Annotated in this window: 23 protein-coding genes; 11 read left to right on the forward strand and 12 right to left on the reverse strand. The window is 52.6% G+C overall.

Annotated features, from left to right (window positions below):
- The first annotated feature begins 397 nt into the window (after positions 1-397).
- Positions 398-622 (forward strand): DUF2594 family protein, encoded by a 225-nt coding sequence (locus tag WLO31_RS12410; RefSeq protein WP_435926904.1) that lies wholly within the window; start codon positions 398-400, stop codon positions 620-622.
- 73 nt (positions 623-695) lie between these two features.
- Here the strand turns inward: WLO31_RS12410 and sdiA are convergent, their stop codons facing one another.
- The 8 genes from sdiA to WLO31_RS12450 all read right to left on the reverse strand — a co-directional run bounded on the left by sdiA (position 696) and on the right by WLO31_RS12450 (position 8,015).
- Positions 696-1,418, reverse strand: coding sequence for a transcriptional regulator SdiA (sdiA, locus tag WLO31_RS12415; protein ID WP_435926905.1), 723 nt, complete (start codon positions 1,416-1,418; stop codon positions 696-698).
- Positions 1,419-1,594: 176 nt separating this feature from the next.
- Complete coding sequence (gene tcyN, locus WLO31_RS12420) at positions 1,595-2,347, reverse strand: L-cystine ABC transporter ATP-binding protein TcyN (RefSeq protein ID WP_435926906.1); 753 nt, start codon at positions 2,345-2,347, stop codon at positions 1,595-1,597.
- Positions 2,344-3,012: a cystine ABC transporter permease gene (tcyL, locus tag WLO31_RS12425; protein ID WP_435926908.1), complete on the reverse strand. Its 669-nt coding sequence runs from the start codon at positions 3,010-3,012 to the stop codon at positions 2,344-2,346. Before tcyL ends, tcyN begins: the two co-directional genes overlap by 4 nt.
- A gap of 37 nt (positions 3,013-3,049) precedes the next feature.
- Positions 3,050-4,036, reverse strand: a complete 987-nt coding sequence (gene dcyD / locus WLO31_RS12430) for a D-cysteine desulfhydrase (protein ID WP_435926909.1) — start codon at positions 4,034-4,036, stop codon at positions 3,050-3,052.
- Positions 4,037-4,160: 124 nt separating this feature from the next.
- On the reverse strand, positions 4,161-4,961 hold the full coding sequence (gene tcyJ / locus WLO31_RS12435) for a cystine ABC transporter substrate-binding protein (protein WP_435926910.1): 801 nt from the start codon (positions 4,959-4,961) through the stop codon (positions 4,161-4,163).
- A gap of 85 nt (positions 4,962-5,046) precedes the next feature.
- Complete coding sequence (gene fliZ, locus WLO31_RS12440; RefSeq protein ID WP_435926911.1) at positions 5,047-5,598, reverse strand: flagella biosynthesis regulatory protein FliZ; 552 nt, start codon at positions 5,596-5,598, stop codon at positions 5,047-5,049.
- A 37-nt stretch (positions 5,599-5,635) separates the two neighbouring features.
- Positions 5,636-6,355 (reverse strand): RNA polymerase sigma factor FliA, encoded by a 720-nt coding sequence (locus WLO31_RS12445; RefSeq protein ID WP_435926912.1) that lies wholly within the window; start codon positions 6,353-6,355, stop codon positions 5,636-5,638.
- Positions 6,356-6,515: 160 nt separating this feature from the next.
- Positions 6,516-8,015: a flagellin gene (locus WLO31_RS12450; RefSeq protein WP_435926913.1), complete on the reverse strand. Its 1,500-nt coding sequence runs from the start codon at positions 8,013-8,015 to the stop codon at positions 6,516-6,518.
- A 265-nt stretch (positions 8,016-8,280) separates the two neighbouring features.
- Between WLO31_RS12450 and fliD the strand changes: the two genes are divergently transcribed.
- From fliD to WLO31_RS12475, 5 genes are all read left to right on the forward strand, one after another.
- Positions 8,281-9,699, forward strand: a complete 1,419-nt coding sequence (gene fliD, locus WLO31_RS12455; protein ID WP_435926914.1) for a flagellar filament capping protein FliD — start codon at positions 8,281-8,283, stop codon at positions 9,697-9,699.
- A gap of 17 nt (positions 9,700-9,716) precedes the next feature.
- A complete protein-coding gene (gene fliS / locus WLO31_RS12460) occupies positions 9,717-10,127 on the forward strand; it encodes a flagellar export chaperone FliS (protein ID WP_435926915.1) in 411 nt (136 codons plus the stop codon).
- On the forward strand, positions 10,127-10,501 hold the full coding sequence (gene fliT / locus WLO31_RS12465; RefSeq protein ID WP_435926916.1) for a flagella biosynthesis regulatory protein FliT: 375 nt from the start codon (positions 10,127-10,129) through the stop codon (positions 10,499-10,501). Before fliS ends, fliT begins: the two co-directional genes overlap by 1 nt.
- A gap of 94 nt (positions 10,502-10,595) precedes the next feature.
- Complete coding sequence (amyA, locus tag WLO31_RS12470; RefSeq protein WP_435926917.1) at positions 10,596-12,083, forward strand: alpha-amylase; 1,488 nt, start codon at positions 10,596-10,598, stop codon at positions 12,081-12,083.
- Between the two features lie 129 nt (positions 12,084-12,212).
- Complete coding sequence (locus WLO31_RS12475) at positions 12,213-13,541, forward strand: cation:proton antiporter (RefSeq protein ID WP_435926918.1); 1,329 nt, start codon at positions 12,213-12,215, stop codon at positions 13,539-13,541.
- 61 nt (positions 13,542-13,602) lie between these two features.
- On the opposite strand, the gene yedD is transcribed toward WLO31_RS12475, so the two are convergent.
- Positions 13,603-14,016, reverse strand: coding sequence for a lipoprotein YedD (yedD, locus tag WLO31_RS12480; protein ID WP_435926919.1), 414 nt, complete (start codon positions 14,014-14,016; stop codon positions 13,603-13,605).
- Positions 14,017-14,268: 252 nt separating this feature from the next.
- Between yedD and yedE the strand changes: the two genes are divergently transcribed.
- The 3 genes from yedE (at position 14,269) to WLO31_RS12495 (ending at position 16,098) form a co-directional block, all read left to right on the forward strand.
- Positions 14,269-15,483 (forward strand): selenium metabolism membrane protein YedE/FdhT, encoded by a 1,215-nt coding sequence (gene yedE, locus WLO31_RS12485; RefSeq protein WP_435926920.1) that lies wholly within the window; start codon positions 14,269-14,271, stop codon positions 15,481-15,483.
- Positions 15,480-15,716: a sulfurtransferase-like selenium metabolism protein YedF gene (gene yedF / locus WLO31_RS12490; protein WP_271122996.1), complete on the forward strand. Its 237-nt coding sequence runs from the start codon at positions 15,480-15,482 to the stop codon at positions 15,714-15,716. The genes yedE and yedF overlap by 4 nt, the downstream gene beginning before the upstream one ends.
- 82 nt (positions 15,717-15,798) lie before the next feature.
- Entirely contained in the window at positions 15,799-16,098 is a 300-nt protein-coding gene (locus WLO31_RS12495) for a hypothetical protein (protein WP_435926921.1), read from the forward strand.
- Positions 16,099-16,174: 76 nt separating this feature from the next.
- Here the strand turns inward: WLO31_RS12495 and WLO31_RS12500 are convergent, their stop codons facing one another.
- Positions 16,175-16,393, reverse strand: a complete 219-nt coding sequence (locus WLO31_RS12500) for a hypothetical protein (RefSeq protein ID WP_435926922.1) — start codon at positions 16,391-16,393, stop codon at positions 16,175-16,177.
- Complete coding sequence (locus tag WLO31_RS12505; protein ID WP_435926923.1) at positions 16,390-16,641, reverse strand: hypothetical protein; 252 nt, start codon at positions 16,639-16,641, stop codon at positions 16,390-16,392. Before WLO31_RS12505 ends, WLO31_RS12500 begins: the two co-directional genes overlap by 4 nt.
- Before the next feature lie 286 nt (positions 16,642-16,927).
- On the opposite strand from WLO31_RS12505, the gene ppk1 reads away from it, so the two are divergent.
- Positions 16,928-18,988 (forward strand): polyphosphate kinase 1, encoded by a 2,061-nt coding sequence (gene ppk1 / locus WLO31_RS12510; RefSeq protein WP_435926924.1) that lies wholly within the window; start codon positions 16,928-16,930, stop codon positions 18,986-18,988.
- Between the two features lie 3 nt (positions 18,989-18,991).
- Positions 18,992-20,524, forward strand: a complete 1,533-nt coding sequence (gene ppx, locus WLO31_RS12515; protein WP_435926925.1) for an exopolyphosphatase — start codon at positions 18,992-18,994, stop codon at positions 20,522-20,524.
- Between the two features lie 75 nt (positions 20,525-20,599).
- Here ppx and fliE read toward each other — a convergent pair whose 3' ends face one another.
- Positions 20,600-20,911 carry a flagellar hook-basal body complex protein FliE gene (fliE, locus tag WLO31_RS12520; protein WP_435926926.1) on the reverse strand — a complete coding sequence of 104 codons (312 nt, stop codon included), beginning with the start codon at positions 20,909-20,911 and terminating at the stop codon, positions 20,600-20,602.
- Positions 20,912-21,120 lie beyond the last annotated feature (209 nt).

Raw genomic sequence — 21,120 nt, forward strand, 5'->3', positions numbered from 1 at the left:
TGGGGAAAGCGGGATTACTCGCAGTTTTCGGAAATTTAGTTTTACAGCGTACGGCCAAAAGAACGCCGGGGTGAAAACCTGTTTAGTCAGAGAAGCAAAAATGCATAGCAGATTGAAAATCCCACTATATCAAAGGCATAAAATCACGACCATTGGGCTTAAACATACTATTCATTAACGTTTAATAAACGAAACATAAACATTTTTACGGCCGCGAGCAGAATTCCGTTTATTATTGCCTTACCGCCGGGCGGTAAAAAAGCGCGCGCAAGCGAGGATAAAATCTCAGCGCGATCTTAACCACTAATAAAATGATCGACCTGTGTGTTATACTCCGCCGCCTTACAAAACCGTTGCGCCGAATGACGGTGTACTAACCGAGACTTGAGGAAAATAAATGAGCACTCCTGATTTTTCCACCGCTGACAACAATAGCGAACTGGCTATTGAAGTCACCTGCCTGAAAGCCATGTTAACCCAGATGCTCAAAGCGATGGGCCAGGCTGACGCAGGTAAGGTTATTATTAAAATGGAAAAGCAAATCGCTCAGATGGATGACACGGCGCACGCTGAAGTATTTGGTAATACCGTTAAGCAGATTAAACAAGCTTATCGCCAGTAGTCGGTGAGTGACGGCGGAATGAAGATACTCTCATCCGCCGTTTTGTCGTCTGGCACGCAGAACGGGAAGTCGCTCAGATGATCCCGAGCGCCGCCGCATAACAGGCGATTTGCGTTTTATTCGGCGCGTTAAACTTTTTCTGCATATTTTTCTGATGAAAATTAACGGTATTTTCGGATATCGATAGAATCATGGCGATCTCCGCCGAGGTTTTCCCCTCCCCCGTCCACTGTAAAATTTCCAGCTCGCGTTTGCTGAGCTTCATCGTCATCCCGTCAACGCTGGGATCGGCCAGGCGTGTAAGCGTCATCAGGCTGAGTTCGGCAAGGTATTGCAGACGAGCATTAAGCTCATCATCAGGCAATAATTTCCCTTTCAATGATGAACGCGACACCGAAAGCAGCCCCGCCGCTCTGGAAGGTGACAGGACGCATTGCGTAATGCCCCGCCGCAAGCCGTGATCCTTTGCGGAGTCCCAAAGCTCTGGCGTATCGGCAAACAGTTCGTCGCTCCAGGGCAGAAAGCCGCGCATGAAATTCACCGGTTTTAGCACCGGGTCGATAGCAAAATAATTCTCGGCCTGATAATGCGCAAGCCAGGCCTGCGGGTAGGATGAAAACACCGATGTTTTTGGGCGGGTAAAAGGTACAGGCTGGCGAACACAGAACGCAAAATAATCAAATTCTAACGACTGAGTGTATCGGTGAACCGTGGTGGTTACTTCGCAGGCTTCGGTAATAGACTGGAAAGCATCAAGCGTTTCCCGTCGCCAGCTAAAAAAGTTGCAATCCGGCATTAGATCTAATGTTTCTCCTGAAACAATGGGTACTTACGGCATAAACATGTAACGCCGGGGCGTTAAAAAAACACATTTGTATGAGTTATCGACCAGGCAGCGCGTTTCTTTAAAAATAAGGCCGCCGGTCGGGAATAAACTTACTTTTCCCTCTCCCGCCGGGAGAGGGATTTTCATTACCGCGTAAGGAATTTCTCCAGGAACTGCTTAGTACGCGGCTGCTGAGGGTTGGCAAACAGATCGCGTGCCGGGCCCTGCTCCACAATGCGCCCCTGATCCATAAAGATCGCCCTGTCCGCAACGTCGCGCGCAAAGCTCATTTCATGGGTCACGATAACCATGGTGCGCTTTTCCTCGGCCAGCTGGCGGATAGTGCTTAGCACTTCGCCCACCAGCTCAGGATCCAGCGCCGAGGTCGGCTCATCAAACAGAATAACTTCAGGGCGCATCGCCAGCGCGCGGGCAATAGCCACACGCTGCTGTTGCCCGCCGGAGAGCCGTCGCGGATAGCTGGTTTCCTTGCCGGTCAGTCCGACTTTCGCCAGCAGCTCGCGCGCAAGCGCCGTCGCCTCTGCCTTTGGCTCGCCTTTTACGATGACCGGTCCTTCAATAATATTTTCCAGCACCGTGCGGTGCGGGAAGAGATTAAAGCTCTGGAAAACAAAGCCCACGTGCTGGCGCAGCTCGCGCACCCGGTTTTTCTGTTTGCTCATGGAAACGGCGGCATCGATAGTGATATTGCCAACCTGAATAGTGCCGGACTCAGGCTGCTCCAGCAAATTGATGCAGCGCAGCAGCGTGGTTTTACCCGAGCCGCTTGGCCCGATGATCGCCACTACTTCACCGGTTTTCACTTCCAGATCGATACCGTGCAGCACCGCCTGGCCGTGGAATTTTTTCACCAGCTGTTTTACGTCGATAGCGCTCATTTTGGCTCCCTGTCCTGGCGGTTAAGCTGATTTTCGAAGTAGTTTTGCAGGGCGGAAAGCACCGTTGCCATTACCCAGTAAATCAACGAAGCAGCAAGATACATGGTGAACACTTCAAGGGTGCGTGAGGTGATCAACTGCGCCTGACGGAACAGTTCCGGCACCTGAATGGTCGCCGCAAGCGACGTATCTTTTACCAGGCTGATAAAACTGTTGCTGAGCGGAGGTAACGCCACGCGCGCGGCCTGCGGCAGGATGGCGCGACGCAGCGTTTGCCACGGCGTCATACCTATACTGGCCGCAGCTTCCCACTGCCCTTTCTCAATAGAAGAGATGGCCGCCCGCAGCGTTTCAGACGCATAGGCCGCGGTGTTAAGCGACAGCCCAATCATTGCCGCCGGGATAGGATCCAGCTCGATGCCAAACTGCGGCAGACCGTAATAAATCATAAAGAGCTGCGCTATCAGCGGCGTGCCGCGAAAGATCGACACGTAAAAACGTGACAGCAGAGAAAAAGGTAAAAACGGCGACAGGCGCATCAGCGCCAGTAAAAAACCGAGGAGTAACCCGAAGAACATACCGCCGATACTGAGCTGCAGCGTGAAAACGGCGCCCCTGAGCAGGTACGGCGCCGAATCCAGCACCAGTTGAAGGCTCTCTTGCATACTTAAATCACACCCTGTCTGATTTTCTTATTATGAGTTATACATGCGGATGGTAAGCGAACAGCGCAGGCGCCCCACCGGTATGCACAAAAATTATCGGCCCTTCATCCTTAAAGCGTTTTTGCGCCACGCCGTCAATTAACCCGGCCATCGCTTTGCCGGTGTAAACCGGATCGAGCAAAATACCCTCCAGCCGCGCCAGCAGTTTGATGGCCTCAAGCCCTTCTTCGTTAGGCGTGCCGTAACCCGGCGCAAAATAGTCGTCCCAAAGGTGGATGGGCGCGGAGGCGGTTAAAGCTAACGAATGCGCCACGGCCTTTTGCAAAGCTTCCACCTTCGGCAGCTGTTGGGTGACGGTCCGGGAAACCGTTACGCCGATAAGATCGACATCCGGCATCACCTGCTCAAGCCCGACGGCCAACCCCGCGTGCGTGCCTGCGCTACCGGAAGCCACAACAATGGATGAAACGCTCACCGCCCCTTCGCACTGCTGGGCGATTTCCAGCGCGCTTTCCACGTAGCCGAGCGCGCCAAGGGCGTTAGAACCGCCAACCGGGATCACATAAGGACGGAACCCCTGCGCTTCGAGCCGCGTGGCGATCTCCTCAAGCTGCTGGTCGGGCGCGTGCAGCGCATCGCACATTTCAATTTCAGCATCAAAGAGATCGAGCAGCAGACGGTTGCCGTTAGTAAGGTAGTTGTCAGCATGGGTTGCTATAGGGTTTTCAAGCAGGGCGACGCATTTAAGGCCAAGCTTTGCCGCAACGGCCGCCGTCTGACGAACATGGTTCGACTGAATCGCGCCGGCGGTCACCAGCGTATCGGCCCCTTCGCGCAACGCGTCGGCGGCCAGAAACTCCAGCTTGCGCAGCTTGTTGCCGCCCATCGCCACAGGCGTGGCGTCGTCACGTTTGATGTAGATTTCGCGACCGAGGTAATCAGAAAAACGCGACAGGTACTCAAGCGGCGTGGGACCGCCGATAAGCTCCAGACGCGGAAAACGTGTCAGGTTATGCAGTGACATGAGCTACTCCATTAAGGCGGAACGAAAATTCCCCATCCCTTCATTATGTACCAGCGAGGGCCATTGCCTGCAAATGCAAATAAAAAAGGTGCTGTTTTCAGCACCTTTCAGAGGTAAACGGGAATTATTTGGTGACGTCGGCGCCAAACCATTTTTCGGACAGTTTTGCCAGCGAACCATCTTTTTGCATCCCGGCAATGGCTTTGTTCACCGCTTCCAGCAAATCCTCATTGCCTTTACGAATCGCCACGCCCGCTTCCTGACGCGAGAACGCATCGCCCGCGACGGCCAGGGTATCTTTGGTTTTCTTCACCAGATCGAGAGCGGCGAGACGGTCAACCAGAATGGCGTCGATACGGCCAACGCGCAGATCCTGATATTTCGTCGGGTCATCATCGTAAGTACGGATGTCTACGCCCTGCACGTTTTCACGCAGCCACTGTTCGTAGTTGGTGCCCAGTCCCACGCCAACCTTTTTACCCTTCAGGTCCGCCGCGCTTTTAATGCTGCCTTCGTTGCCTTTTTTCACCAGCGCCTGAATACCGGAAATGGTATATGGCGTTGAGAAATCATATTTTTTCTTACGCTCATCGGAGATGGTGACCTGATTAATCACCACGTCAATACGTTTAGAGTCCAGCGAAGCCAGCATGCCGTCCCATTTGGTCGGTTTCAGCGCTGCCTTCACCCCAAGATGCTGGGCGAGCTGCTCGGCAAACTCCACTTCAAAACCGGTTAGCTTGCCGTCGTCGCCCTGGAAGCTGAACGGAGGATAAGTCCCTTCGAGGCCTACCAGCAGCGTGCCGCGCTCTTTAACTTTATTGAGCAAATTTTCTGCCGCAAACGTCTTTACGCTTGCACCCGCAACCAGCGCCACCGCCAGCACGCCCATCAGCGCCTGACGTCCTACCATTGCTAATTTCATAGTTACCCCAGCTATCAATAATTTTGTTGTAGTGTAGCGAGCTGGTTTTTAGCGTCAAAACCAGTCCGCTACAACTTATGCCATATTAATATATATCGGAAGTTATATGATTTTCCTGGTATACGCAGGGCGTAGCCGTGAGCTGCATCTGAAACTGCCAGTATTTACGCAGCGCGATACGGTAGTTGTTGGTGCTGGTTTGCGGAAGCAAGGCGTCCAGCGTGTCGTCATGAAGGCTTTGCAATAAAGAAGGCGCGGAAACGGCCTGCTCTGAAAGGTGATTGCCCAGCCGACGCAGGCGGACAACGTACTCGCGAATGGTGCCGTGGCTCATCTCGGTTTGCTCGAAGAGATACTGCTTAAAGCCGATGATATCGAAGTAGTTGCCCTGCTCCTTGCAATGCAGGTCGCCGCAGAAGCGGCACAGCGCCGTCCACGCCTGTTTTTCCACCTGCCAGGCGGCGTCATCAATGAGCGTATCAAGCTGCGCGATGGTCGTTTTATTGACGATTTCGCCACGGCAGGTAAGCGTAATGCGATCCAAAAGCTTGCCGCAATGCGCGCAGTGGGTCTGTGTGTGTTTAAAATCTTTAAGGTAGCGGCTTAGAGGCCGTCTTTTTGGTTGCTGCACCGTCATGATAATTTCCAGTGGTGAGATAATCGTGCGGCACTCCCTACAACTTACCTAATTTAGTGCGTAAGCGTTTAATGGCCTGGCTGTGCAACTGGCTCACGCGAGATTCCCCCACTTCCAGAACGGCGCCAATCTCCTTGAGATTCAGCTCTTCCTGGTAGTAAAGCGTCAACACCAGCTGTTCGCGCTCCGGCAACGCCTCAATCGCGTCCATCACACGGCTGCGTAAATTGCTCTCCAGCAGGTGCTGCAGAGGATTCGCCTGCTGATGCTCCTCGGTGACCAGTTCGATACTGTCGCCATGCTCTTCACGCCACTCGTCATATGAGAAGAGCTGGCTGTTGTTCGTATCGAGCAACATCTGGCGATATTCGTCGAGCGGGATACCCAGCTTCGCGGCCACCTCGGTTTCGGTGGCGTTGCGTCCCAGCTCTTGCTCCAGTTGACCAATCGCTTGCGCGACGCCGCGTGCGTTACGCCTGACGCTGCGCGGCACCCAGTCACGGCTGCGCAACTCGTCAAGCATCGCCCCGCGAATGCGCTGCACCGCGTAGGTAGTAAATGCCGTTCCTTGCAGGGCATCGTAACGTTCCACTGCGTTTAACAAACCGATGCCACCCGCCTGTAGCAGATCGTCAAGTTCCACACTCGCCGGCAATCGCACCTGCAGGCGCAATGCTTCGTGGCGCACCAGCGGGACATAACGCTGCCACAGCGAGTGTTTATCCATCACACCATCAGCGGTATACAGTGATTCCACGATAAACAGCCCTGCGTTAGTTGAGTTATCGGCATGATTATCCGTTTCTGGAGGGCTTTTAATCGCAAGAATAGTGGGTGAAAGGGGGGGTTATTTAGTGAGTAAGTGAAATTACAAAGAAAAAACCCCGCCGGAGCGGGGTTGGTCAGGTAAAAGGCGATTAGCCCTGCAGCAGAGACAGAACCTGCTGTGGAACCTGGTTAGCTTTGGACAGCACGGAGTTACCGGCCTGCTGGATGATCTGCGCTTTAGACATATTGGACACTTCGGTCGCATAGTCGGCGTCCTGAATACGGGACTGCGCTTCAGACAGGTTGGTGGTGGTGTTGTTCAGGTTAGTTACCGCAGAATCCAGACGGTTCTGCACGGCACCCAGAGAAGAACGTAATTTATCAACCTGAGCGATAGCATCGTCCAGTGCGGCCAGCGGAGTTGTAGTTTTACCATCAGCTACTGCAGCCAGCGTCTCACCACCACTAGTTAAACCAGTTTTCAGATTGCCGCCATTTAATTTGTCTGCGTCATAAGTTTTCGCTGCAGAGCCAGTACCTACAGTAACAACCTGGGTTTTACCATCGTCGCCACCAAGTTTAATCGCTGCGTTAGTTACAGAATTACCTTTCTCATCGGTGTAATCAGCAGTTTTAACGGTAACTTCGCCGCCAGTTGAAACATTTGCCGCGTAAAGGTTACCGTCAGCATCTTTGATAGCATAAGTATCAGTATCGTTGCCTTGAGAATCCTGCAATTTAACCAAACTCGCGCCAGTTTTGATAGCGCTAGTAGCGGTATCGGCACCCCAAGTAACGTTAGTAGCACCAGTAGTAGTAGTGATAGCATTCACTGAAGTAGGTGAGCCAGCTGGAGTGTCCGAAGTACCGTCAACCAGCGTAACTGCACCGGTAGTTGCGTTGATATCTACTTTATAAGAACCATCAGCAGCAGCACCGGTTGTGCCAGTTACAACAGCATAATAGTCGTCATTATCGTCTTTAACGATGCCAGTAATACTACCAGAGCCAAAACCAGTAATCGCAGAGGTGTTGGTGGCGCTGTAGTCGACGTTTACAGTATTAGTAGTACCGGTACCGATAGTTGTAATCGCTGCACTGGTTTTAACAGCATCGTTGCCTTTCACGCTGAAACCATCCAAGCCCAAAGTGTGAGAGTCGATCTGTTTCAGGTCAATGGTAATTTTCTGACCATCGTTAGCGCCCACCTGAATATCCATTTTGTCATTTTTTGCCAGCACGTTTACGCCGTTAAACTGGGTCTGGCCGGATACGCGGTCGATTTCAGACAGGCGGGATTTGATTTCGTCCTGGATAGAAGACAGATCGGACTCGGAGTTAGTGCCGGTGGTTGCCTGCACGGTCAGCTCACGAACACGCTGTAAGTTGTTGTTGATTTCAGACAGCGCGCCTTCGGTGGTCTGCGCCAGGGAGATACCGTCGTTGGCGTTACGCGCAGCCTGAGTCAGGCCTTTAATGTTAGAGGTGAAACGGTTAGCAATCGCCTGGCCCGCTGCGTCATCTTTGGCGCTGTTGATACGCAGGCCGGAAGAGAGGCGCTCGATGGAGGTCGACAGCGCGGACTGGTTTTTGTTGATGTTGTTCTGAGTGATCAGCGAGAGGCTGTTGGTATTAATGACTTGGGCCATGATTTAGTTTCCTGTGTTCAAATCTACGGTTTACGTGATTGGGCTTCCACCCCTCGGCTTCGTCGCCGTTAAACCTGTTATCGTCTGGTCCCCAACAACCTTTAGCATTTTTTTCGCCGCCCCGAATAATTTTTAGCGGCAGAAATACTCTTTCCCCCTGCCGCTATTCCCGCCATTAAAAAAAAGAAATTAACCGTAAACTTTGCGTTATTCAGGCCGATAATCCCGGTATTCATTTTACGCGTCGATACAATAAGGAATTTATATGGCAAGTATTTCAACGCTGGGAGTCGGATCGGGCCTGGATTTAAGCAGCATTCTGGATAGCCTGGAGGCGGCGGAAAAATCCTCTCTAAAGCCGATTTCGACCCAGCAGTCGTCTTATACCGCCAAACTGAGCGCCTACGGCACGTTGAAAAGCGCGCTGGAAACCTTCCAGACCGCCAATACCGCACTGAATAAAGCCGACTTATTTACCGCCACGTCAACGACCAGCAGCAGCACGGCATTCAGCGCCACCACTACCGGCAGCGCGATTGCCGGGAAATATACGATTAGCGTCTCTCAGCTGGCGCAGGCGCAGACGCTGACCACCAAAAATAGCCAGGCCGACAGCAAAACGGCCATCGCTACCGGCGACAGCGTGCTGACTATCCAGCAGGGCGGCGATAAAAAACCGGTGACCATTGATATCAGCGCGGCCAACTCTTCGCTGAACGGTATTCGCGACGCCATCAATAATGCCAAGGCCGGCGTCAGCGCCAGTATTATCAACGTTGGAAACGGCGAATACCGTCTGTCCGTCACCTCGGACGACACCGGCAGCGACAACGCTATGTCCCTGAGCTTCAGCGACGACAGCGACAGCGCCCTGCAGGCCTTTATGGGCTATAACGGCACCAGCACCGATGCCGCTAATGGCATGGAAGAGAGCGTCACGGCGCAGAATGCCAAACTAAAAGTTAATAACGTTGATATCGAAAACAGCAGCAACAGCATCAGCGATGCGCTGGAAGACATCACCCTTAATCTGAACGATGTCACTACCGGCAACCAGACGCTGACCATTACCAAAGATACCTCGAAAGCTGAAAGCGCTGTCAAAGCCTGGGTCGAGGCCTATAACTCGCTGCAGGACACCTTCAGCAGCTTAACCAAATACACCGCCGTCGATGCCGGCGCAGACAGCCAGGACTCCAGCAACGGCGCGTTACTTGGCGACACTACCCTGCGTACTATCCAGACGCAGCTGAAAGGCTTGCTGACTAATATGTCGGGCAATTCTTCATTCAAGACGCTGGCGCAGATTGGCGTCACCTCGGATGCGAGCACCGGGAAGTTAGAAGTAGATGACGACAAGCTGGCAGCGGCGCTGAAAAAAGATGCTTCCGGGGTCAAGGATATGATCGTCGGCGACGGTAAAGTTACCGGCATCACGACTACCATCAGCAGTAAACTGACCAGTTGGCTCTCCACCACCGGGATTATCCAGTCGGCGAAAGACGGCGTGAGTAAAACCCTGAACAACCTGACCGAGCAGTACAACACCGCCAGCGACCGCATCGACACATTGATGGCTCGTTATAAAGCGCAATTTACCCAGCTGGACGTGCTGATGAACTCGCTGAACTCCACCAGCAGCTATCTGACGCAGCAGTTCGATACGACCAGCACCAGCAAATAATTAATTCAGGAGAAGACATGTACGGCGCAAAAGGCACGCAGGCCTACGCAAAAATCGGGGTTGAAAGCGCAGTCATGAGCGCCAGCCAGCAGCAACTGGTTACCATGTTGTTTGATGGCGCACTCAGCGCGTTAGTACGCGCCCGTCTTTTTTTGCAGGACGGCAATCTGGAAGGGAAAGGGCTTTCGCTCTCTAAAGCCATAAACATCATTGAGAACGGGCTGAAAAACGGGATCGATGAAGAGAGCGGCGATGAGCTGACTCAGAATCTGCTCGCGCTTTATGCTTATATGGTGCGTCGTCTTCTCCAGGCCAATCTACGTAATGATGCCAGCGCGATCGAAGAGGTCGAGAACCTGCTGAGAAACATTGCCGATGCCTGGAAAGAGGTCGCTCAGGCGCCTAATCACACTCGGGACGCAATCTAATGAGCCACGCACCGCAACTGTATACCCTCTATCAGCAATTACTGGAAAAAAGTAAGAGGATGCTGCACCTCGCCCGCGAAGGATTATGGGACGAATTAATCGCCAGTGAAATGGATTACGTTAATGCGGTGCATAAACTGACTCAATTCATGCAGGATATTCAGCCCTCAGCGCAAACGCAGGAGCAGCTTCGCCCCGTGCTGCGCGCTATCCTCGACAATGAAAGCGAAGTTAAGCGCCTGCTGCAGGCGCGTATGGCCGAGCTTGCCAAACTGGTTGGGCAATCCTCCATACAAAAATCGGTGTTAACCGCCTACGGCAAACAGGGTGGTCACATCCTGGCGCCGCAGGACAAACTGGATACCCTCCCCTGACTCCCCAAGGTGCGGCAAAGATGGAGCTTTTTCGCACCGGGCATTTTTAAGCATATCATCCATAATTGAGATCCCTGTCTCATGGAACCTGAATATGCGTAACCCAACGTTGTTGCAATGCTTTCACTGGTACTCACCCGGCGGCGGTGAACTGTGGTCTGAAGTTGAGGCGCTGGCGCCTAATCTCAATAAAATCGGCATCAATATGGTCTGGCTGCCTCCGGCTTACAAAGGCAGCTCCGGCGGCTACTCCGTAGGCTACGACGTTTACGATCTGTTCGATCTCGGGGAATTCGATCAAAAAGGCAGCGTCGCCACCAAATACGGCGATAAAACGCAGCTTCTGGCCGCCGTCAAAGCGCTTAAAGATAACAACATTGCGGTGTTGCTGGATGTTGTGGTGAACCACAAAATGGGCGCGGATGAGAAAGAGCGTATTCGCGTTAACCGCGTCAATGCGGACAACCGCAATGACATCGACGATGAAATCATCGAGTGCGAGGCCTGGACGCGCTACACCTTCCCTGCCCGCAACGGCAAATATTCCCGCTTCATCTGGGACTACAAGTGCTTTAGCGGCGTGGACCATATCGAAAACCCCGACGAAGAGGGCATCTTTAAAATCATCAATGATTATACCGGCGAGGGCTGGAACGAGCAGGTGAATGACGAGCTTGGAAACTTCGATTATCTGATGGGGAATAATATCGACTTCCGCAACCACGCGGTGACGGAAGAGATCAAATACTGGGCGCGCTGGGTGATGCAGGAAACCGGCTGCGACGGTTTTCGCTTAGATGCCGTCAAACATATCCCCGCCTGGTTCTATAAAGAATGGATAGAGCACGTGCAGGAAGTGGCTGAAACGCCCTTGTTTATCGTGGCGGAATACTGGTCACATAGCGTTGATAAGCTTCAGGAGTACATTGCGCAGGTAGAAGGCAAAACGATGCTGTTTGACGCCCCGCTGCAGATGAACTTCCACCAGGCCTCACAGCAGGGCCGCGATTACGATATGAGTCAAATCTTCGCCGGCACGCTGGTGGAGGCCGATCCGTTCCATGCGGTGACGCTGGTAGCCAATCACGATACCCAGCCGCTGCAGGCGCTTGAGGCTCCCGTCGAATCCTGGTTCAAACCCCTTGCCTACGCTTTAATTTTATTGCGCGAGAACGGCGTCCCTTCCGTCTTTTATCCCGATCTTTTCGGCGCCAGCTATGACGATGAAGGCGGCGACGGCGAGACGTATCATATTGATATGCCGATAGTAGAGCAGCTTGAGGATCTGATTCACGCCCGCGAGCGCTTCGCTCACGGCGTGCAAACGCTCTGGTTCGATCATCCTAACTGCATTGCGTTCAGCCGCAGCGGCACCGAAGATTATCCAGGCTGCGTGGTCGTCCTCTCTAATGGCGATGAAGGCGAAAAAACCATTGAGCTTGGCGAAAATTACGGCGGCAAAAGCTGGCGGGACTACCTGAGCAACAGGGAAGAAACCCTGACCACTGATGAAAAAGGCAGCGCAACATTTACCTGCAACGGCGGAAGCGTGAGCGTGTGGGTGCTGGCAGACGTGCTGTAAGGGCGGGTCCTCTCCTTCCCGGAGAGGGCCATTGCGCCAGCCGCGACGAAGCCGCAAAATTTAACCTAAGCTTAACTTCATGAAGAAAGCCTTTTGGCTACTGAAAAGTAGTTAGCGAGAAACCTGTCGATGAATTTTGTAACCTGGACCGCCGCATCCGGTGCTTTGCTGTTAGTGATGTCATTAAGCTATGGCTGGATCAGCCGCAGCGTCGTTCCTCTTTTTGGTCTTTATCTGCTGGTGGGTATTGTCTGCGGCCCCTGGGTTCTGAACCTGCTCAATATTGATATCGTCAAATATTCCACCATCATCGCCCACGTTTCCGAAGTGGCGATGGCGGCTTCGCTGTTTATGACCGGTCTGAAGATCCGCATACCTTTCAGATCGGCCGGCTGGAAAATGGGCGTGCTGCTGGCCGGCCCCGCCATGTTGCTGACCGTGGGCAGCATTATGCTTGCCGCGCATTACCTTCTGGGAATGAGCTGGCCCATTTCCCTCGCCTTCGCGGCGATCGTCGCGCCGACCGACCCGGTACTGGCCAGCCTGATTGCCATTAACGACGCACGCGACGACGACAGCCTGCGCCTGTCGCTTTCCACCGAAGCGGGGATGAATGACGGAACCGCCCTGCCCCTGCTGATACTGGCGCTGATGCTTTTCAGCAGCGATGACGGCATAACCACCTCCGCCCTTACCCACTGGTTTACGGTAGAGGTGATATGGGCGCTGGTGGCAGGCGTCTTCATCGGCTACATGCTGGGGTATGCCATTGGGCTGCTGGCTACGCATTTTCGCTATACCCAGCGCGAGTTTGCGCCAAGCGATTTTATCGCGCTGGCGCTGATAGCGCTTAGCTACGCCATTGCGCTTTCGCTTGGCGCTTCAGGCTTCCTCGCCGCTTTTGCTGCGGGAGTCGGGTTAAGGAGCGCGGAGATTAAAGTTCAGCGATATTTCCCGGACGAACGCGAAGAAGAAGACGGTACCGCGCTGCCGGCTGAAATCATGGTGAATCCGCATCAAAGACACGAGTTTGCAGAAACAACCCGCGTCAAAGCGATGGGGCTGGTGATTGGCGACGCCCTCTCTTTCGGCGATACCGTCGAGCGCCTTTTCGCCGCCGTGCTGATCATTATTCTGGGCATCACCCTTGCCCAGCACTGGCAGCCCGATGGGCTGCTTATCGCGGCGCTACTCTTTATCATCGTTCGCCCGCTGGCGGTTTACGCGGTGACATGGGGCGTTTCGACCTCCGGCTATCAGCGAATGACTATTGGCTGGCTGGGTATACGCGGCATAGGAAGCCTGAACTATATCGCCTATGCCTGGACACACGGCATGCGCGGCGACCAGGCTAACTATATGATGGACTGCGCGCTGACGCTGGTAGTGGCAAGCGTAATAATTCACGGCATTACCGTTAACCCTCTGCTGGCGTTACGGCGCAAGCGAAAGTCATAGGCTGCGGGGAAGCGTGGACCATTTCCCCTGAGCGAAATAGCGGCGCAGGGGAAACAAAGCGTTAGCGAAGCGGTGTGGCGAGCGGATGTTTTTCGAGGTAATCAGCGCACTCCAGGGTCGGACGATCCACGCGTTTGAGCGTCATGCCGGCATATTCCAGCGTGTCTCCCTCAAGCTCAACGTCATAAACTTCACGCTTCGCTGTGACGTTATAGAGCGAATCAGAGCGCAGCATCAGTTTACCCGGCAGAGCAATGACGCGCTGCCACTGGCGGCAATCCAGCGTATCCCCTTCGGGCGTGACCACCAGCGTCGCAACGGCTTGCGGACTCACCATCTCGCTTTGCGGCCCTTCGGACTGCCAGTAACCCGCAAGCCCGGCGGGGGCCGGAGCCTTGACCACTTCACGATAATTATCAACCTGCACACAACCACTCAGGGCCAGCAACGCCGCTAAAACTGCAACCTTCTTCATCGTCTATCCTGACTGCGGAGAAAAAATAATTTTGGCATTAAAGCATTTAGCCCGCCAGTGTTGCAAAGGAAACAGCAACAATAATGGCCGCCCGCCGTACTCCGTAATGGCTAACCCATGCGCCTGCTTGTTTGACGAAAATCATTAAAAAATGAAGTTTTTCCAAAGTGCTGGCGCAGTCGCTTGGCGGCGCTGAAAAAAATGATTTAATAGCCGCCTTCTTTCACCTCCTTCTGAGTTCAGAGGCGGCACATGTCCTGGCATCATTTTAAACAGCAGTACCTCATAAAATTCTGGGCGCCGATGCCTGCGGTTATCGCGGCCGGCATTCTTTCTACCTACTATTTCGGCATTACCGGCACTTTCTGGGCCGTGACGGGGGAATTTACCCGCTGGGGCGGACAGCTGCTGCAGCTTATGGGCGTGCACGCCGAAGAGTGGGGCTATTACAAACTCATTCATCTGGACGGCAACCCGCTGACGCGTATCGACGGCATGATGATTATCGGCATGTTTGGCGGCTGCTTTGCCGCAGCGCTGTGGGCCAACAACGTTAAGCTGCGCCTGCCGCAGCACCGCATCCGCATCATTCAGGCGGTCGCGGGGGGAATCATCGCCGGGTTCGGCGCGCGTCTGGCGATGGGCTGCAACCTGGCGGCGTTTTTCACCGGCATTCCTCAGTTCTCGCTCCATGCCTGGTTTTTTGCGCTGGCAACGGCGCTGGGTTCATGGTTTGGCGCACGCTTCACGCTGTTACCGATGTTCCGCATTCCGGTTAAGCTGCAGAAAGTCTCCGCCGCCTCGCCATTAACGCAGAAGCCTCAGCAGGCAAAGCGCCGTTTCCGTATCGGAATGCTGGTGTTTGTCGGCATGCTGGGCTGGGCCGGACTGACTGCCATGAACCAGCCCAAACTCGGGCTGGCGATGCTGTTTGGCGTGGGCTTCGGCCTGCTGATTGAACGCGCGCAAATCTGCTTTACCTCGGCTTTTCGCGATATGTGGATAACCGGCCGCACGCACATGGCCAAAGCTATTATTCTCGGCATGGCGGTAAGCGCCATCGGCATCTTCAGCTATGTGCAGCTCGGCGTGGAGGCAAAAATCATGTGGGCCGGTCCGAATGCGGTACTGGGCGGCCTGCTGTTTGGGTTTGGCATTGTGCTGGCGGGCGGCTGCGAGACCGGCTGGATGTACCGCGCCGTTGAAGGCCAGGTACACTACTGGTGGGTGGGGCTGGGGAACGTGATCGGCTCTACTATTCTTGCTTATTACTGGGACGATCTCTCCCCTGCGCTCGCCACCGGCTGGGATAAAATTAACCTGTTAAATACTTTTGGCCCGCTGGGCGGATTGCTGGTCACTTATCTGCTGCTGCTGGCCGCCTTCGCGCTGCTGGTCGGTTGGGAAAAGCGCTTTTTCAGACGCAAAAGCAACGCGTCTGACCGCGTCATTGAGGAGAACGTATGAGTCAGAATATCGTGCCGGATTTCCGTCTGGATATGGTTGGGGAGCCCTGCCCTTACCCGGCGGTCGCCACGCTTGAAGCCATGCCGCAGCTGAAGAAGGGGCAGATTCTGGAGGTGGTTAGCGACTGCCCGCAGTCGATTAATAACATTCCGCTGGATGCGAAAAATCACGGTTACACCGTGCTGGATATTCAGCAGGATGGCCCAACGATTCGCTACTTAATTCAGCGCTAGCTGGCTTCGATCCTGCGGGTTCGCCCGCAGGTTTTTGCCGTAAAAAAGCCTGCGCTTAGCTACCCTCAGACCAGGAGTCCTTATGAACAAGCTGAGCAATGACCAGCTGGAAAAAATTCGACTCTGGCTCAAACAAGATGCGCATCAACGGCGCGGAACATCATCTGGAGCGTATCTTGCCCAGTGTGACGAGGCTTTAGGCGAATTACTGCTGGCGCGGCAAAAAATCGAAGCCTTAGAGAAACAGTTATCCACGCCAGTCCGTCTTCCGCCGTGCAGTTCAAGCCCGGTCTGCGAAATCGACGCGGCCTACAGCAACGGCGTTAACGACAGCAAAGAGGCTATCCGCCGGGCAGGCTTCCCGGTTGAGGGGGATGACTAAGACGCTGATTGCATCTCGCAAGCATAATAAGGGAAGCCCATAAGATCGCTTATGCGCTCTTCACGGCAGGGTAAGGCTAATCTAGCCGCGGGATCGGAAAACCTTTTATAGAAATAATAAAGAAATTATCTTCTCTTTTGATCTTCGCACCGGCGTCGCACCATCCTTCCGCCAGGCTAAAAAACTCGTCCGCACCAATATTCCACGCCAGACGAACCGATTTCACATAACCGGCACGCAGCAGCTCACAGGCTTCTTCATAAGAAGTAGCGACGGCTTCAGGGTGCTGTTTCATTTTTTTCGTTTCAACAGTTTGCGCAGCATGTTGATCTCTTTTGCGCTGAGCGGCTGCGTCTCTTCCTTAGTATTCTGGCTATCAATGGCTTTGGCAGAGAGCGCATCGGACTTTCCGGCCGACGCAAGCGCTGCGAGCAGCAGGCTTTCGGTTGCCGCGCTGATTGTCAGGCTATTGGCTTCAGCGTACTGTTGCAGGGTGGACTTTAGTTCTGGCGTTATTCTGGTATTAAGAGAAACGGTAGTCATAATTAACCCCTTTTATTAATTTGCAGGAAATATACAATGCGAAAATAGTAAAATCCAGATGTATTTAACGCTCTTAAATTGAAATAAAAGTGAAATGCAAACGAAACAAAAATGTCATAAATAATATGTAAACTGGTGCGTGATTAGCATTAAACCTTACTACCACAAATGACATTAGCGAATACAGTCTCGCTACCACGTTGAATAATTAATTGCCTTCCGAAATTATATGACATTACAAAAAAACACGCTACACAAGGTTGTTACACCAGCAGGGGACGCCCTAATGACCCAGGAAAGTAGGTATATTGAAAAAGAGTTAAGCTGGCTGTCCTTTAATGCTCGTGTACTGCAGGAAGCGGCGGACAAAAGCAACCCGCTGATTGAACGCATGCGTTTCCTGGGCATTTATTCCAGCAACCTTGATGAATTCTATAAGGTACGGGTCGCAGAATTAAAGCGCCGCATACTCATAAAGGAAGAGCAGCTTTCTGACTCATCGTCCCGTAATCTTTTAAAAAAGATACAGGATCAGGTACTCCAGACCGGCAACGACTTTGACACGCTCTACAATGAAATATTATTTGAGCTGGCCCGCAAGCAAATATTTTTAATTAATGAAAGACAGCTTTCAGCGCATCAGCAGGTATGGCTAAACAATTACTTTGAAAGAGATCTGCGAAGGTATATTACGCCGACCATCATTAACCAGGACACCGATCTGGTGCAGTTTATGAAGGATGATTATACCTACCTGGTGGTTGAAATAATTAATGGTGAAAACATCACCTACTCGCTGCTGGAAATTCCATCGGACAAAATCCCCCGTTTTATTAACCTGCCGCCGGAAAAACCACGACGCATAAAGCCGATAATCCTCTTTGATAACGTCTTACGGTTTTGTTTAGCCACTATTTTTGACGGTTTTTTTGAATACGACAGCCTTAACGCGTATTCCATGAAGATGACCCGTGATGCAGAGTATGATCTTATCCAGGAGATGGAATCCAGCCTGCTGGAGTTAATGTCCTCAAGCTTAAAACAAAGGTTAACCGCAGAGCCGGTGCGTTTTGTATATCAGCGCGATATGCCGGAGGCGATGGTCGATATGCTGTGTAAAGCGCTTTCTATCTCCCACTATGACTCTATTATTCCGGGCGGGCGCTACCATAACTTTAAAGATTTTATCAGCTTCCCAGGCGTAGGCCGCAGCGCGCTGGTCAACAAGCCTTTACCTAGCATAAGGCACACCGGGTTTGATAAATTCCGTAATGGTTTCGAAGCTATTCGCGCGCGGGACATCCTGCTTTATTACCCTTACCATACCTTTGAGCACGTTCTGGAACTTTTGCGCCAGGCCTCATTTGACCCAAGCGTGCTGTCCATTCGCATCAACATTTACCGGGTTGCCAAAAACTCGCGCATTATCGATGCCATGATCCACGCGGCGCACAACGGCAAAAAAGTCTCTGTGGTGGTGGAACTGCAGGCGCGTTTTGATGAAGAAGCTAATATTCACTGGGCAAAGCGCCTGACGGAAGCCGGCGTGCACGTTATTTTCTCCGTGCCGGGGCTGAAAATTCACTCAAAATTATTTTTAATTTCACGGCTTGAAGACGGAAAGATTGTGCGTTACGCCCATATTGGCACCGGTAACTTTAATGAAAAGACGGCCAGAATATATACCGACTATTCCTTGTTAACCGCTGATGAACGCATCACCAATGAAGTGCGGGAGGTCTTTAACTTTATTGAAAACCCTTACCGCCCGGTACGTTTCAATTACCTGATGGTTTCACCACAAAATTCACGCCAGCTATTATATAAAGCAATCGATCGGGAAATCGCGAATGTGCAAAAGGGCTTAGTCTGCGGCATTACGCTTAAATTAAATAACCTGGTTGACGCTGGTTTAATCGAGCGGCTTTACGCCGCCTCTCAGGGCGGCGTGCCCGTTAATATTCTGGTGCGCGGCATGTGCTCGCTTATCCCTCAGCAGCCGGGAATAAGCGATAATATTCATATAATCAGCATCGTCGACCGTTTTCTGGAACATGACCGCATCTACATTTTTAAAAACGCTGGCGATGACAATATCTGGATATCCTCCGCAGACTGGATGACCCGTAATATTGATTTCCGCATTGAAGTTGCCGCACCGCTGCTGGACCCGCGTCTGAAAAAATATATGCTGGATATTATCGACATATTATTTAGCGACACGGTAAAGGCCCGCACCATTGATAAAGAACAGCATAACCACTATGTCCCACGAGGCAATCGCCGCAAAGTTCGTGCGCAGCTGGCGATTTATGATTACATCAAATCATCAGAACAAGCGGAATAAAATATGCCAATAAAAATGAAAACATCCCTGCCAACTGAATATGCGGCAATCGACCTGGGATCTAACAGCTTCCATATGGTCATCGCTCGCGTCGTCGACGGTGCCTTACAGCCTATTGGGCGGATAAAACAGCGCATCCATTTGGCCGACGGGCTGGATGAAATTAACCACCTGTCTGATGAAGCCATGGAGCGCGGCCTCTCCTGTCTGGCCCTATTTGCCGGGCGCCTGCAGGGATTTACTGCGGCCAATATTCGCATCGTCGGCACCCATACTTTGCGCCAGGCCGTTAACGCGCTTGATTTTTTAAAACGCGCCAGCAAAGTTATTCCTTACCCTATTGAGATTATTTCCGGCCAGGAAGAAGCCCGCCTCATTTTTATGGGCGTTGAGCATACGCAGCCCGAAAGAGGCCGTAAGCTGGTGGTTGACATTGGCGGCGGCTCCACGGAAATGGTGATTGGCGAGAATTTTGAACCCACGCTTGTGGAAAGCCGCCGCATGGGATGCGTCAGTTTTGCGAAAACGTTTTTCTCCGACGGGGAAATCAGCGCTGCGCAATTTAACCGGGCCTGCATTGCGGCGCTGCAAAAGCTTGAGAGCCTGGCCCCGCAGTATCGTACTCACGGCTGGGACGTGGCCCTGGGCACCTCCGGCAGCATTAAAGCTATTCACGAAGTGCTAATGGCGATGGGCGAAAAAGAGGGCATCATTACTTTGCCGCGCCTGCATATGCTGCGCGATAAGGTGCTGGAATATAAAAAGGTTAGCAGCCTCAGCCTGCCCGGCCTCAGCGAAGATCGTGTTCCCGTTTTTATTCCCGGTCTGGCTATCCTAATCGGCGTTTTTACCGCGCTGTCTATTAAGGCGTTACGCTATTCTGATTGCGCCCTGCGCGAAGGCGTGCTGTATGAAATGGAGGGCCGTTTCCGGCACAGGGATATTCGCAGCCGTACCGCCGAAAGCCTGGCCAGGCAGTACAACGTTGACCGCGACCAGGCCACGAGGGTGGTAAACACAAGCCTGAGTCTGTATCAGCAATGGCAGCAGCAAAACCCCAAATATGCCTCTACCCGCTTAGCCGACCTGTTACGCTGGAGCGCGCTGCTGCATGAGGTAGGGCTGAACATTAACCACAGCGGCTGCCATCGCCATTCGGCCTATATTCTGCATAACAGCAACCTGCCGGGATTTAATCAGGAACAGCAACAGGCCATGGCAACGCTGGTTCGCTTCCATCGCAAGACGCTTAAGCTCGAAGAAATCCCGGATTTTACGCTGTATAAGAAAAAGCAGCTTTTACCGCTTATCCAGCTTCTTCGCCTGGGCAGCTTGCTCAATAATCAGCGCCAGGCGACGACCACGCCCGCGTCGCTGATTCTGGAAACGGATTATAACCACTGGACGCTGCGCTTCCCTGAGGACTGGTTTAGCGAAAACGCGCTTGTTCTTCTGGATCTGGAGCGAGAGAAGCAATACTGGAATGCGGTAACCGGTTGGGATCTGTTTATGACAGATTCTCTCCTTCCTGGCTAACAAAGCCCGTTACGCCGCCCTGCCCGCTCCCGTGCATAAGCTATCTGATAGTTGTTTATCAAAGAGCTTATACCGCTAAACCTGCATGTTCATGATGTCCTGATAGGCGGAAACCAGCTTGTTACGCACCTGAATCCCCATCTGCAAGGAAACGGAAGATTTTTGCAGATCGACCATCACATCGTTTAACGCCACGCCCGGCGTGCCGAGGGCGAATTTTTCTGCCTGAGTACGCGCGGCGTTCTGCGTATCGCTGATGCGGCCTAACGCCGACTGTAGTTCGCCAGCAAAGCTTACCTTAGGATCGTTATTCTGCACCTGGTTGCCCGCGGAAAGCGCGGTAGCCTGCAGCTGCTGAATAACCCCTTCAATCCCCTGAATTGCCATTTTCCTGCCCCGGTTTTATTGAACGCGGCAAGATTATCACCTTGTCAATAGGATAAAGGCGTTAAATAGGTGCAAAAAATAGAGCTAATTCGGCCATCGAAAATTCCTGAAAAGAAAATAATGACTGCGCCATCTATCTGGAACTTTTGTCGTGTTTGTCGACCCGGGAGCTCTTCTTGTTCACTCTTTATACGAATTATTCTCTCTAT

It is taken from the genome of Dryocola sharpae (genome assembly GCF_051307055.1).
Taxonomy (GTDB): Bacteria; Pseudomonadota; Gammaproteobacteria; order Enterobacterales; family Enterobacteriaceae; genus Dryocola.

Coding starts and splice junctions, on each gene's coding strand:
- WLO31_RS12505 (WP_435926923.1), bottom strand. CDS start 16,641: ATGACTACCGTTTCTCTTAATACCAGAATAACGCCAGAACTAAAGTCC.
- fliD (WP_435926914.1), top strand. CDS start 8,281: ATGGCAAGTATTTCAACGCTGGGAGTCGGATCGGGCCTGGATTTAAGC.
- yedF (WP_271122996.1), top strand. CDS start 15,480: ATGAGTCAGAATATCGTGCCGGATTTCCGTCTGGATATGGTTGGGGAG.
- dcyD (WP_435926909.1), bottom strand. CDS start 4,036: ATGTCACTGCATAACCTGACACGTTTTCCGCGTCTGGAGCTTATCGGC.
- WLO31_RS12495 (WP_435926921.1), top strand. CDS start 15,799: ATGAACAAGCTGAGCAATGACCAGCTGGAAAAAATTCGACTCTGGCTC.
- fliT (WP_435926916.1), top strand. CDS start 10,127: ATGAGCCACGCACCGCAACTGTATACCCTCTATCAGCAATTACTGGAA.
- amyA (WP_435926917.1), top strand. CDS start 10,596: ATGCGTAACCCAACGTTGTTGCAATGCTTTCACTGGTACTCACCCGGC.
- yedE (WP_435926920.1), top strand. CDS start 14,269: ATGTCCTGGCATCATTTTAAACAGCAGTACCTCATAAAATTCTGGGCG.
- WLO31_RS12410 (WP_435926904.1), top strand. CDS start 398: ATGAGCACTCCTGATTTTTCCACCGCTGACAACAATAGCGAACTGGCT.
- tcyJ (WP_435926910.1), bottom strand. CDS start 4,961: ATGAAATTAGCAATGGTAGGACGTCAGGCGCTGATGGGCGTGCTGGCG.
- yedD (WP_435926919.1), bottom strand. CDS start 14,016: ATGAAGAAGGTTGCAGTTTTAGCGGCGTTGCTGGCCCTGAGTGGTTGT.
- fliE (WP_435926926.1), bottom strand. CDS start 20,911: ATGGCAATTCAGGGGATTGAAGGGGTTATTCAGCAGCTGCAGGCTACC.
- fliS (WP_435926915.1), top strand. CDS start 9,717: ATGTACGGCGCAAAAGGCACGCAGGCCTACGCAAAAATCGGGGTTGAA.
- sdiA (WP_435926905.1), bottom strand. CDS start 1,418: ATGCCGGATTGCAACTTTTTTAGCTGGCGACGGGAAACGCTTGATGCT.
- tcyN (WP_435926906.1), bottom strand. CDS start 2,347: ATGAGCGCTATCGACGTAAAACAGCTGGTGAAAAAATTCCACGGCCAG.
- ppx (WP_435926925.1), top strand. CDS start 18,992: ATGCCAATAAAAATGAAAACATCCCTGCCAACTGAATATGCGGCAATC.
- WLO31_RS12450 (WP_435926913.1), bottom strand. CDS start 8,015: ATGGCCCAAGTCATTAATACCAACAGCCTCTCGCTGATCACTCAGAAC.
- WLO31_RS12500 (WP_435926922.1), bottom strand. CDS start 16,393: ATGAAACAGCACCCTGAAGCCGTCGCTACTTCTTATGAAGAAGCCTGT.
- ppk1 (WP_435926924.1), top strand. CDS start 16,928: ATGACCCAGGAAAGTAGGTATATTGAAAAAGAGTTAAGCTGGCTGTCC.
- fliZ (WP_435926911.1), bottom strand. CDS start 5,598: ATGACGGTGCAGCAACCAAAAAGACGGCCTCTAAGCCGCTACCTTAAA.
- WLO31_RS12475 (WP_435926918.1), top strand. CDS start 12,213: ATGAATTTTGTAACCTGGACCGCCGCATCCGGTGCTTTGCTGTTAGTG.
- tcyL (WP_435926908.1), bottom strand. CDS start 3,012: ATGCAAGAGAGCCTTCAACTGGTGCTGGATTCGGCGCCGTACCTGCTC.